The 12021-nt window shown below is 69.1% G+C and carries 12 protein-coding genes; 5 read left to right on the top strand and 7 right to left on the bottom strand.

All coding sequences use genetic code 11. The features are described from left to right. The first annotated feature begins 2 nt into the window (after positions 1 to 2). Complete coding sequence (locus RCO38_RS00580) at positions 3 to 899, top strand: dienelactone hydrolase family protein (protein WP_308326337.1); 897 nt, start codon at positions 3 to 5, stop codon at positions 897 to 899. Between the two features lie 39 nt (positions 900 to 938). Here the strand turns inward: RCO38_RS00580 and RCO38_RS00575 are convergent, their stop codons facing one another. After that, positions 939 to 1178 carry a 2Fe-2S iron-sulfur cluster-binding protein gene (locus RCO38_RS00575; protein ID WP_308327298.1) on the bottom strand — a complete coding sequence of 80 codons (240 nt, stop codon included), beginning with the start codon at positions 1176 to 1178 and terminating at the stop codon, positions 939 to 941. Between the two features lie 270 nt (positions 1179 to 1448). Here RCO38_RS00575 and RCO38_RS00570 point away from each other — a divergent pair, with 270 nt between their 5' ends. Continuing rightward, positions 1449 to 1637: a YgaP-like transmembrane domain gene (locus RCO38_RS00570; RefSeq protein WP_308326336.1), complete on the top strand. Its 189-nt coding sequence runs from the start codon at positions 1449 to 1451 to the stop codon at positions 1635 to 1637. Here the strand turns inward: RCO38_RS00570 and RCO38_RS00565 are convergent, their stop codons facing one another. Then, positions 1638 to 2120: an SRPBCC family protein gene (locus RCO38_RS00565; protein ID WP_308326335.1), complete on the bottom strand. Its 483-nt coding sequence runs from the start codon at positions 2118 to 2120 to the stop codon at positions 1638 to 1640. 72 nt (positions 2121 to 2192) lie between these two features. Between RCO38_RS00565 and ylqF the strand changes: the two genes are divergently transcribed. Genes ylqF through RCO38_RS00550 form a run of 3 tightly spaced genes read left to right on the top strand, consistent with a single transcriptional unit; the run spans position 2193 to position 4251 of the window. Beyond that, entirely contained in the window at positions 2193 to 3176 is a 984-nt protein-coding gene (ylqF, locus tag RCO38_RS00560; RefSeq protein WP_308326334.1) for a ribosome biogenesis GTPase YlqF, read from the top strand. A gap of 16 nt (positions 3177 to 3192) precedes the next feature. Continuing rightward, positions 3193 to 3594 carry a carboxymuconolactone decarboxylase family protein gene (locus tag RCO38_RS00555; protein ID WP_308326333.1) on the top strand — a complete coding sequence of 134 codons (402 nt, stop codon included), beginning with the start codon at positions 3193 to 3195 and terminating at the stop codon, positions 3592 to 3594. Positions 3595 to 3654: 60 nt separating this feature from the next. Next, on the top strand, positions 3655 to 4251 hold the full coding sequence (locus tag RCO38_RS00550; protein WP_308326332.1) for an NAD(P)H-dependent oxidoreductase: 597 nt from the start codon (positions 3655 to 3657) through the stop codon (positions 4249 to 4251). A 15-nt stretch (positions 4252 to 4266) separates the two neighbouring features. Here RCO38_RS00550 and RCO38_RS00545 read toward each other — a convergent pair whose 3' ends face one another. The 5 genes from RCO38_RS00545 to RCO38_RS00525 all read right to left on the bottom strand — a co-directional run bounded on the left by RCO38_RS00545 (position 4267) and on the right by RCO38_RS00525 (position 11937). Continuing rightward, on the bottom strand, positions 4267 to 4548 hold the full coding sequence (locus tag RCO38_RS00545) for a DUF427 domain-containing protein (RefSeq protein WP_308326331.1): 282 nt from the start codon (positions 4546 to 4548) through the stop codon (positions 4267 to 4269). Positions 4549 to 4564: 16 nt separating this feature from the next. Next, positions 4565 to 4711: a hypothetical protein gene (locus tag RCO38_RS00540; RefSeq protein ID WP_308326329.1), complete on the bottom strand. Its 147-nt coding sequence runs from the start codon at positions 4709 to 4711 to the stop codon at positions 4565 to 4567. A gap of 48 nt (positions 4712 to 4759) precedes the next feature. Then, a complete protein-coding gene (locus RCO38_RS00535) occupies positions 4760 to 5734 on the bottom strand; it encodes a transglutaminase family protein (protein ID WP_308326328.1) in 975 nt (324 codons plus the stop codon). Between the two features lie 3 nt (positions 5735 to 5737). Next, a complete protein-coding gene (locus RCO38_RS00530; RefSeq protein ID WP_445297925.1) occupies positions 5738 to 8332 on the bottom strand; it encodes a circularly permuted type 2 ATP-grasp protein in 2595 nt (864 codons plus the stop codon). 86 nt (positions 8333 to 8418) lie between these two features. Further along, the gene (locus RCO38_RS00525; protein ID WP_308326325.1) at positions 8419 to 11937 is read right to left on the bottom strand and encodes a transglutaminase family protein; all 3519 of its coding nucleotides are present in this window, start codon (positions 11935 to 11937) and stop codon (positions 8419 to 8421) included. Positions 11938 to 12021: the final 84 nt, after the last annotated feature.

Below are 12021 nucleotides of genomic sequence, written 5' to 3'. Positions count from 1 at the left end.
CCATGGCACCGACCCCGCGCCTGACCGCCGCCGATTTCGACCAGGAACTGCTCATCCTTTTCGACGCCTATGTGCACGGCGACATCGACCGCCGGGGCTTCCTCGACAAGGCCGCGAAGTTCGCCGTCGGGGGTGTCACGGCGGCTGGCCTGCTGGCCTCGCTCAGCCCGGACTTTGCCATTGCCCAGGTGGTGCCGCAGGGCGATCCGCGCATCGCCACCGAGCGGATCGAAGTCGACTCGCCCAATGGTTCGGGCAAGGTCAAAGCCTACCTGGCCCGACCGGCCAATGCCCCAAGCAAGCTGCCCGCCGTGCTGGTGGTGCACGAGAACCGCGGCCTGAACCCGCACATCGAGGACATCGCCCGCCGCCTGGCGGTGGACGGCTACCTGGCGCTGGCCCCGGATGCGCTCACCCCGCTGGGCGGCTACCCCGGCGACGAGGACAAGGCCCGGGCCCTGTTCGCCCAGCTCGACCAGGGCAAGACCCGGCAGGACTTTCTGGCCGCAGCGGCCTTGCTCAAGGCACGCCCCGACAGCAACGGCAAGCTGGGCGTGGTTGGCTTCTGCTACGGCGGCGGCATGGCGCATTACCTGGCCACGCAACTGCCCGACCTGGCGGCCGCCGTGCCGTTCTATGGCAACCACCCGCCGGTCGAGGACGCCGCGAGGGTCAAGGCGCCGCTGCTGATCCATTTCGCTGCGGTGGACGAGCGCATCAACGCCGCCTGGCCGGCCTACGAGGCCGCGCTCAAGACGGCCGGTGTGCGCTACACCGCCCACCAATACCCCGGCACCCAGCACGGCTTCAACAACGACACCACCCCGCGCTTCGACGCCGCCGCCGCGAAGCTGGCCTGGGACCGCACCCTGGCATTTTTCGCACAGCACCTCCGTTGACCGCGTTTCCCCCCACGCGGCGGGACGCCGCCAGGGGATTCAATCCACCGGCGGCACGAGCGCCACGTCGCTGACCGGGTAGGCCACACAGGGCAGCACCGCGCCCGCGGCCTTTTCTTCGGGCAACAGGCCGGGCCAGTCCACGCCGTAGCGCACCTGCCCGGCGGTGAGCCGGCCGATGCAGGTGCGGCAGGTGCCGTTGCGGCAGGAGGCCGGCCAGGCCACGCCGGCGCTCTGCAGGGTCTGCAGCAGGGTGCGCTCTTCAGGGGCCTGCAGCATGAGACCTTGTTCGGGGAGGTCCAGCACCCAGCGGCGGGGGATATCTTCTGTCGGCATGCCCCGAATCTAACCTTGTGTCCGGTTGCCTGTTCAACAGGCAGTCTGAAGATTGCCTATGCAGATCAAGGACTTGGGTGCCCCGTACAGGACTTCTCCAGGCTTATCCACAAGCTTGTCCCGGAAATCTTGGGACAAGTTGAGAAGTATCAACACTGTGGAAGCGGGGTCTGGCTAGAGTTCAGGGTTTTCCCTGAACCTGCATTTCCCATCATGTACAGCCTCACCGGCGCAGACCGGGCCTACCGCTTCCTCTCCGGCGCCGCCATCCTTCTGGTGGCCGTGTTCTCGCTGACCGGGCTGCTGCAGGTGCTGGCCTATGCTTCGGCCGGCCTCGTGCTCACCACCGCAATCATCAACGCCTGCCCGCTGGTGGAGCTGCAGGTCCGCAGCACGTCTTGATCAGGCTTCGCCGCCGAAGCGCTTGATCAGGTTGGCGATGTACTTCTCGACCAGCTTCTCGAATTCGCCCTCGACCACCGGCACCACCACCATCTTCATCAGCCCGGGCAGCGGCACCTCGATGTCGCCCTGGATGGCGAGCGCGATCGCGGTGTGCTTCTTCTGGTCGCTGATGTCCCAGCTGCCCGAGACCAGGGCGTTGCCCACGCCCTTGACCGGGGTCCACTTCACCGCGCCGTGGCCCTTGGCGGCGTCCCATTTGCTCGCGTACTTGCAGGCGTAGACCGTCTGGATGTTGACCTGGGCCGTGCCCACCTTTTCCATCTCCCAGCGGTAGCTGTTGCCGCCCAGGTCGACCAGCTGGTCGACTTTGGGAAAATGGCTGACCGAGGTCGGTACGTCGGAGAGCACCTCGAACACCTCGGCGGCTTTGGCCTTGACATTGAATTCGTAGCCCAGATCGATCTTCACGGTGATGGCCATGGGGTCTCCTCTTGTGGTTGGCGGGAAAAATCATTGTGGCACGCAGCGGCCACGCACACAGAACGGCAATACATGAGCATCCAGTGGTTCCCCGGGCACATGCACCTCACGCGGCAGGCGATTGCCGAGCGCGTCAAGGAGATCGACGTCGTGATCGAAATGCTCGACGCGCGCCTGCCCGGCAGCAGCGCCAACCCGCTGATGCAGCAGCTCACCAGCGGCCGGCCGACGCTCAAGGTGCTCAACAAGCAGGACATGGCCGACCCGGCGCGCACCGCGCTCTGGCTGGCGCACTACAACGCCCAGCCCGACACCCGCGCCATCGCGCTCGACGCCAGCGTGACCGCGCCCGCGCGGGCGCTCATCGATGCCTGTTTCGAACTGGCGCCCAAGCGCGGCGGCATGCTCAAGCCGATGCGGGTGCTGATCTGCGGCATCCCCAACGTCGGCAAGTCCACGCTGATCAACACGCTCAAGGGCAAGCGCGCGGCCAAGACCGGCGACGAAGCCGGCGTCACCCGCACCGAGGCGCGCATTGTGCTGGCCGACGACTTCTATCTGTATGACACGCCGGGCATGCTCTGGCCGCGCATCTTCGTGCCCGAGAGCGGCCACAACCTGGCGGCCAGCGGCGCGGTGGGCAAGAACGCCTACGACGAGGAAGAAGTGGCCTACGAACTCATCGCCAAGCTCAAGACCGACTACCCGAAGCTCATGGAGGCGCGCTACCAGCTGGGCCTGACACCCGAGGCCTGGGCGCAGACGCACGACGACGAACTGGTCGAGGCCATCGGCCGCAAACGGGGTGCGCTGGCCGGCGGCGGCCGGGTGAACATGCAGAAGGCCGCCGAGCTGGTGATCGCCGACTTCCGCGCCCTGCACATCGGCCGCATCACCCTGGAAACGCCCGAGCAGTTCGCGCGCTGGCTCAAGGCCGGCAAGCAGGCCGACGCCGAACGCGCGGCGCGCAAGAAAAAGCTGCGCGAGGACGGGCACATCAGCCCCGAACGCAAGCCCAAGGCCGACAAACGCCCGTCGGCGCGCAAGCCCCGCTGACACACCGGAGACGCCCATGTCCACCATCGCCCCGCCCACGAACCCCGAGGCCGATCCGCGTGTCAAGGCCGTCTTCGACGACATCCGCGCCACCCGCAAGACGGACTTCATCAACAACATGTGGCGCTACCTGGCCTTCGACCCGGCGCTGCTGGAGCAGACCTGGGCCGAGGTCAAGAGGGTGATGGCCACGCCGTCGACGCTGGACCCGCTGACCAAGGAGCTGGTCTACATCACGGCGTCCATCATCAACGGCTGCAGCTACTGCGTGCACTCGCACACGGCGGCGGCCGCGGCCAAGGGCATGACGCGCGAGCAGCACGCCGAGCTGCTGTCCATCATCGCGCTGGCGGCCAAGACCAACCAGCTCGCCACGGGTCTGCAGGTGCCGGTGGACCCGGAGTTTCAGAAGGCTTGAGCCGGGTCAAGGACGCTGGCGGCGCAGAGGCGCAGCATGGGGTTTTTTGGGAGCCCCGCCATGAGCACCGAACCCCGCCGCATCCTGATCGTCAACGGCCACCCCGACGCCGGGGCGCGCCATTTGCTGCACCAACTGATCGACGCCTACGCCGAGGGCGCGCAGGCGGCGGGCCACGAGGTTCGGCGGGTGGAGGTCGGGGCGCTGGACTTTCCGCTGCTGCGCAGCGCGGCGGAATGGGAGCATGGCGCGCTGCCCGAAGGGCTGAAGGCCGCCCAGGACGACATCGCCTGGTGCCAGCACCTGGTGCTGGCTTTTCCGCTATGGCTGGGCGACATGCCGGCCGTGCTCAAAGGCTTTCTGGAGCAGGTGGCGCGGCCCGGTTTCGCCTTTCACCGCGACGAGAAGAACCCGTTCGGCCAGAAAGCGCTGGGCGGGCGTTCGGCCCGCATCGTGGTGACCATGGGCATGCCGGCCCTGGTCTACCGCTGGTATTTCCGCGCCCACAGCGTCAGATCGCTGGAGCGCAACATCCTGGGTTTTGTCGGCATTGCCCCGGTGCACGAAACCCTGGTCGGGCTGGTGGACCGGCTGGGCGAGCCGGGCGTGGCCCAGTGGTGCATGAAGCTGCGCAAGCTGGGAACGCAGGCCGCCTGAGCGGCCGCGCCGGGCTCAGTCCTCGACCTTCACACCCTTCCAGAACGCCACCCGGCCGCGGATGTGCTCGGCTTCGGGCTTGGGGTCCGGGTAGTACCAGGCGGCGTCGGCGTTGAGTTCGCCATTCACCAACAGCGAGAGGTACTTGGCCTCGCCCTTCCAGGGGCATGTGGTGCGGTGGTTGCTGAAGGTGACGAATGCGCGGTTGAGCGCGCTCTCGGGGAAGTAGTGGTTGCCTTCGACCAGCACCGTGTCGTCGCTCTCGGCGATCACGGCGCCGTTCCAGGTGGCTTTCATGCGGTCCGTTCCCGGGTCACTTGTACTTGTCTTTGTCCTTGCCGCGCGGGATCACCGCGGTGACCGGCGCGACCGGGCGGTCGGAACTGACCGGGCCCTTGGGCACCGAGGTGTCCTTCTTCGGCTTCTTGCTCATCTTCTCGTTGCGCTGTTCCTTGCCCATGGTGTGCTCCGTTGGAAATGGCCGCGGGCTGCGGCCGATCGCGCGATGTTACCGGCCCGCGGCCGGGTCCTGCAGCGCGTCCAGCTCGTCGGGCGGTGCCACGGTGACGGCGACTTCCAGCGTGTGGTGGGCGCCGCCCTGGATCACGCCGCGCATGGGCGAGACGTCGGCGAAGTCGCGCCCGGTGGCCAGCGTCACATAGTCCTCGCCGGGGCTGCCCCAGCCGCAGCGGTTGTTGGTGGGGTCGAAGTCGAACCAGGCCCCGGTGGCCGGTTCGCCGCCGGCCTGCGCCCCGGTGCCCGGCGGCAGCGGCACGTAGACCGAGACCCAGGCATGCGAGGCGTCGGCCCCGATCAGCCGCGGTTGGCCCGGTGGCGGCTGCGTGAGCAGGTAACCGCTGACGTAGCGCGCCGGCAGGCCCAGGCTGCGCAGGCAGCCGGTCATGATGTGGGCGAAGTCCTGGCACACGCCCTTGCCCTGCGCCAGCGCGACCAGCGCCGGGGTGTTGACCTCGGTGCTGGCGGTTTCGTAGGCGAGCCCGGTGTGGATGCGCTCCATCAGGGCCCGGGCCGCGGCCAGCATGGGCAGGCCCGCGGCGAAGGCCGGCCGGGCGAAGGCGGTGAAGGCGTCGTCACGCGGCACGTGGGGTGACGCGAACAGGAATTCGCTGGCGGGGTCGTAGGGGGCCCGGGCGCGGTAGCGGAAGTGGTCGCGCACGGCTTCCCAGGTCTGTGTCTGCCAGGCCGGGTCGTCCGGCAGCGGCGCGGGCGCGCGGGTGTCCACCCGGCTGTCGGCGGTGACGGTGAGCACCTCGTGCGGCGCCTGCAGCGAGAAGAAGATGCGCAGGTTGCCGAAGGCGTCGGTGGTCTGGCTGCGGGCCGCCGGTTCGGGCGAGACCGTCAGCGTGTGCGAGAGCACGGTCTGGGTGGCGGTGTCCACCGGCGAGAGGTGCACCATGTGCTGGGCCATGTCCACGCTGCCCTGGTAGCGGTAGGTGGTGGTGTGCAGGATGCGCAGGTCCATGGCTCAGACACCGACACTCTGTGTCTTGCGGTCGGCGTGGCTGAAGTGCAGCCGGGTGATTTCGTCGGACAGGTCGGCCGCTGCGGCCTCGCACCCGTCCAGCAGTTCGGCCAGCGTGCCGTAGCGCATGGTCTGCCCCTCGCGCTGCCAGCTGCTCAGCTCGGTCAGCACCCAGACGTCGGGGTCGGGCAGGCCCTGGGCCAGCACGGCGTCCTGCGGCGTGGCGCTTTGCGACAGCTTGGCCAGGCGCGAGCGCAGCGTCTGCACCACCCAGGCGATGGAGCGGGGGTTGTCGCGGTCCATCACCAGCAGGTCGATCAGCGCCACCATGTCGCGCCGCTGCTGGTACATGGCGTGGAAAGTGATGGTGCTGTCGAACAGCGCGACCACCGCCTCGAAGCCTGTCGGGTCTTCCATGCAGCGGTGTTCCAGCCCGAGCGAGAGCGCGCGCGAGAGCGTGATCAGGCGCTCGATGTGCCGCCCCACGGACAGCAGGCGCCAGCCGTTGTCGCGCACCATGCGGTCGGTCTGCGCACCGGTGATGGCGGCCAGCCGCTCGCTCAGCGCCGCGAGCGCGGCCAGCGCTTCGGCAGTGCCGTATTCGGCGTCGGCGGCCATGGCCGCGCAGTCCTGCCCGAAGCTGGCCTCGGCGTGCTCGATGAGGTTCCAGTGCTCGGGCGAGAGCCGGTCGCGCACCTGGGCGGCCGCACTCTTGAGCGCGCGCAGGTTGTGGCCCACGCTGAAGCTGCGGCCCGCCAGGGGCGAGTCCGGCACCGGTGCCAGACCGGCCATCAGCGAACGCGCGAACACGCGTGCCGCCTGCTCGGCGCCGGGGACATCGTCCAGCACCAGCGCGTTCTCGCGCGCGGTCGCCGAAAGCCAGGCGAGCAGCGCGCGCGAACTGGGTTCTTCACCACCGAGGTGGTCGAGCACGATGCGCGCGAGCCGCACCGCGTTTTCCGCACGCTCGGTGTAGCGGCCGAGCCAGAACAGGTTTTCGGCCGCGCGGCTGGTGACGGGGCGCTTCTGGTGCGCCAGTGCCAGCGTGCTCGGCTGCGACTGCAGCAGGCTGGTGGTGTCGACCTCGCCCTCGGTCATCACCCAGCAGTCGGCGCTCGAACCACCGCGCTGCATCGACGCCATCAGCTGGCCGCGCGGCGCCAGCCGCACCAGGCCGCCGGGCAGCACGCGCCAGCTCTGTGGACCGTCGGCAAGCGCGAACACACGCAGCATCGCCGAGCGCGGCACCAACCGCTCGCCGGTCCAGGTCGGCGTCTGCGACAGCGGCAGCCAGGATTGCACCGTGTAGTCGTCGGGGTGGCGCACCATGCGGCCGGACCATTCGTCCAGCTCGCGCGGACCCAGGCTCTGCCCGATGGCCGTGTCGAGGCCAGAGCCGGGGTAGGTGGGCTTGATCACGCCGCCCTTGAGCAGGGGCAGCACCTCGCGCAGCGCGGCGTCTTCGCCGCACCACCAGGTGGCCAGGGAGGGCAGCTTGAGTTCTTCGCCCAGCAGGTGGCGGCTGATGGCCGGCATGAAGCCCAGCAGCGCGCTCGACTCGAGCGGCGCCGAACCCGGCGCGTTGGCCAGCAGCAGGTTGCCTGCGCGCAGCACCTGCAGCAGGCCGGGCACGCCCAGGCTGGAGTCGGCGCGCAGCTCCAGCGGGTCCAGCCACTGGTCGTCCACGCGCTTGATCAGCGCGTGCACCGGCTCCAGGCCTTTGAGCGTCTTGAGGTAGAGGCGCTGATCGCGCACCGTCAGGTCGTTGCCCTCGACCAGGGTCAGGCCCAGGTAGCGCGCCAGGTAGGCGTGTTCGAAATAGGTTTCGTTGTAGGGGCCGGGCGTGAGCAGGGCGATGCGCGCATCGTCGCCTTCGGGCGCCAGCGCCTTGATGCCGTCCATCAGCGCGCGGTAGCTGGCGGCCAGGCGCTGCACCTTCATGCCGGCGAAGGCCTTGGGGAACTGCCGCGCGATGGCGATGCGGTTTTCCAGCAGATAGCCCAGTCCCGAGGGCGCCTGGGTGCGCTGGCCCACCACCCACCAGCGGCCGTCGGGTCCGTGCGCGAGGTCGAAGGCGGCGATGTGCAGCCAGGTGTGGCCGGGCGGCGTGACGCCCTTCATCGCGCGCAGGTAGCCGGGATGCCCCTGGGCCAGCGCGGTGGGCAGCAGGGCGCGGCGCAGCAGGTCCTGCGGGCCGTAGAGGTCGGCCATCATGCCGTTGAGCAGGCGCGCGCGCTGCAGCACGCCGGCCTCGATCACGGCCCATTCCTGGGGCGCCACGATCATGGGGAACAGGTCGAGCGCCCAGGGGCGCTGCAGGCCGCCGGCGGCGTCGGCGTAGACGTTGTAGGTGACGCCGTTGTCGCGGATCTGGCGCTGCAGGTTCTCGGCGCGCCGGTTCAGGTCGGCCAGGCCGTCGGTGCCCACGTGGTCGAAGAAGCGCCCCCAGTGGGGCGCCAGGGCATGCGGGTCGCTGCTGTCGCGCAGCTCGTCGCGGTGTCCCGCGTCGGCCGGCACCGACAGCGACAAGGCCCAGTCCCGTGGGGATTCGGGGCTGAGCTCGTCGAACAGGGAGTCTCTGGATTCTTCTGAAGTCACGGACTTGGAGTATGCCCGTGGCTCATCCTTTGGGGGACCCCCGGGCGGTTCGGGCCGTTGCATCCGTCACGGGCACGTGGTCACGGTCACTGGCGCAGATCGAGCGTGAACGGGAACTCCCGGCTCGGGGTGGCTGCGGCCACCACCATCTTGCCCGCCGTGTGGCCCATCTGGAAGAAGCGCGAGAGGCGCCGGCTTTCGGCCTCGTAGGCGTTGACCGGGAAGGTGTCGTAGTTGCGGCCGCCCGGGTGGGCCACGTGGTACTGGCAGCCACCGAGCGACTTGTGCATCCAGGTGTCGACGATGTCGAAGGTCAGCGGTGCGTGCACGCCGATGGATGGGTGCAGCGCCGACGGCGGGTTCCAGGCCTTGTAGCGCACACCGGCCACGTGTTCGCCCGCGGTGCCGGTGGGCTGCAGGGGCAGGGCGCGGCCGTTGCAGGTGATCACGTACCGGCTGTCGTTGTAGCCGCTCACGCGCACCTCGATGCGTTCCAGCGACGAATCGACGTAGCGAACGGTGCCGCCAGGCGCACCTTCTTCGCCCATCACGTGCCAGGGTTCCAGCGCGTTGCGCAGCGTCAGTTCGATGCCGCGTGCGGCGACCTGGCCCACCAGCGGGAAGCGGAACTCGAAGTGCGGTTCGAACCAGGCCATGTCGAAGCGGTAGCCCACCTCGGCCAGCTCGGCCAGCACGTCCTCGAAGTCCATGCGGATGAAGGTCGGCAGCAGGAAGCGGTCGTGCAGCTCGGTGCCCCAGCGGGTGAGCCGGCCCTGCCAGGGCTGCTGCCAGAAGCGCGCGATCAGGGCGCGCAGCAGCAGCTGCTGGGCGATGCTCATGCGCGCGTGCGGCGGCATCTCGAAAGCGCGCAGCTCCAGCAGGCCCAGACGACCTGTGGACGAGTCCGGCGAGTAGAGCTTGTCGATGCAGAACTCGCTGCGGTGGGTGTTGCCGGTGACGTCGACCAGGATGTTGCGCAACGTGCGGTCCACCAGCCACGGCGGCATGTCCTGCCCGTGGCGCTGACGGTTCTGCTCGATCTGGTTGAGCGCGATTTCCAGCTCGTAGAGCTGGTCGTTGCGCGCCTCGTCCACACGCGGCGCCTGGCTGGTCGGGCCGATGAACAGGCCGCTGAACAGGTAGGACAGCGAGGGGTGGTTGTGCCAGTACGCCACCAGGCTGCCCAGCAGCTCGGGCTTGCGCAGGAAGGGCGAGTCCGATGGTGTCGCGCCACCGAGCACGAAGTGGTTGCCGCCGCCGGTGCCGGTGTGGCGGCCGTCGGTCATGAACTTCTCGGCACACAGCCGCGTCTGGTGCGCGGCCTCGTAGAGGAACTCGGTGCGCTCGACCAGCTCTTCGAAGCTGCTGCTGGGGTGGATGTTGACCTCGATCACGCCCGGGTCGGGCGTGACCTGCAGCATCTTCAGGCGCGGGTCGCGCGGCGGCGGATAGCCTTCGAGCACGATCGTCATGCCCAGGCGTTCGGCCGTGTCTTCCACCGCCGACAGCAGATCGAGATAGTCCTCCAGGCGCTGCATCGGCGGCATGAAGACGTAGAGGTGCTGGCCCTTGCCGCCGCTGGCCTTCTCGGCCTTGGGACCGTTGGCGCGCTGCGGGTCGCGCGCCTCGACCACCAGCGCGGTGCGGGTCAGCCAGGCGGCCGATTCGCCGCGCTGCGGGAAGCGGGAGGACAGGTGCTGCGCAGGCGCCGAGGCCGGGTGCGGCTGTCCGCGGCGCAGGCCGAGCGCCTCGACCTCGCCGCCCGGGCCCTGTTCCTCGAACCAGTCGGTGCCCTGCAGCGAGACCGTGCCGCCTTCGGCAAAGCCGCCGCCCACGGTGTGCGGGTGCACTTGGTGGCGCAGCGCCGCGCCGGTGGGCAGCGGGTCGCGTGCGCTGTGAGGGTCCTGTTCGATGTGGTAGGGGTAGTCGCCCATCGACACCCAGGGCAGGGAGTCCAGCGGCAGCCGGTAGCCCATGGGCGAGTCGCCAGGGATCAGGTACATGCGCTCGTCGCGGAAGAACCAGGGGCCGGTGGACCAGACGGTGCCGCTGACGCGGTGGTAGGCGCTCTTGCCGTTGTTCGAGAGCGGACCGTGGCCCGAGGCCTGCAGCGGCAGCACATAGCCCACGGTGGCGTCCAGGCCCTGGCCGAACACGCGGCGCAGGCGCTGGCGTTCCAGCTCGTCGTCGAGCTTGCTGTCGAAGGGGTCGACGTTGACCGGCAGGCGGCGCTCGCGCCACAGGTAGTACCAGGTGTCCTCGTAGCCGGGCGTGATGTACTGGGTCGACAGGCCGAGCCGCCGGGCCAGCGCCTGCGTGAAGCGCTGCGCGTCTTCGGCGGTGTAGTGGGCCTCGTCGCGCTCGTCGGCCAGCAGGGCCGGGTTGCCCCAGCAGGGTTCGCCGTCGGCGCGCCAGAACACCGACAGCGCCCAGCGGGGCAACTGCTCGCCCGGGTACCACTTGCCCTGGCCCATGTGCACGAAGCCGCCGTCGCCGTAGCGCTCGCGCAGGCGGCCCAGCAGTTCGGTGGCGTAGCCGCGCTTGGTGGGGCCCAGCGCGTCGGTGTTCCATTCGGCGGCGTCGCGGTCGCTCACGGCCACGTAGGTGGGCTCACCACCCTGGGTCAGGCGCACGTCGCCCTTCACCAGGTCGGCGTCGACCTGTGCACCCAGCTTCAGGACATCGGCCCACTGGTCCTCGGTGTAGGGCTTGGTCACGCGCGGCGATTCGTGGATGCGCGTGACCTTCATCTCGTGGCTGAACGTGACCTCGCACTTGTCCACGCCACCCTCCACCGGCGCGGCGCTGGAAGGTTGCGGGGTGCAGGCCAGCGGGATGTGGCCCTCGCCGGCCAGCAGGCCCGAGGTCGGGTCCAGGCCGATCCAGCCGGCGCCGGGCAGGAAGACCTCGCACCAGGCGTGCAGGTCGGTGAAGTCCTTCTCGGGACCGCTGGGGCCGTCGATGGCTTTCACGTCGGGCGTCAGCTGGATCAGGTAGCCCGAGACGAAGCGCGCGGCCAGGCCGAGGTGGCGCAGCAGCTGCACCAGCAGCCAGCCCGAGTCGCGGCAGGAGCCGCTCTTCAGCGTCAGAGTGTCCTCTGGCGTCTGCACGCCCGGTTCCATGCGGATGGTGTAGGCGATGTCTTTCCAGAGCTTCTGGTTGATGCCGACCAGGAAATCGATGGTGCGTTGCTCGCTGCGGTCGACCTGCTCCAGGTAGCTTTTGAGCAGGGGCGTCACCGGTGCCGTGGCGAGGTAAGGTGCCAGCTCCTGCCGCTGGGCTTCGTCGTAGCTGAACGGGAACTTCTCGGCACGCGGCTCGAGGAAGAAGTCGAACGGGTTGTAGACCGCCATCTCGACCACCAGGTCGATGGTGACCTTGAACTCGGTGGTGGGCTCGGGGAAGACCAGGCGCGCCTGGTAGTTGGCGAACGGGTCCTGCTGCCAGTTGATGAAGTGTCCCGCCGGCTCGATCTTCTGCGAGTACGACAGCACCTTGGTGCGGCTGTGCGGCGCCGGACGCAGCCGGACCACCTGCGGGCCCAGTTTGACCAGGCGGTCGTACCGATAATGGGTGATGTGGCTCAGGGCGACATGGATGGCCATGCTGGGGTCACTTTCAACAGGGAGTCACAAACAATGAAAACGCTGCCAGGGCGGGACGCCGCGCGCGTTCTGCAGAATCTAGCA

This window comes from Hydrogenophaga pseudoflava (genome assembly GCF_031020795.1).
GTDB classification, from domain to species: domain Bacteria; phylum Pseudomonadota; class Gammaproteobacteria; order Burkholderiales; family Burkholderiaceae_C; genus Hydrogenophaga; species Hydrogenophaga pseudoflava_A.
Note: the sequence above shows the minus strand (reverse complement) of the source record. Positions and strands in the feature narration are given on the sequence as shown.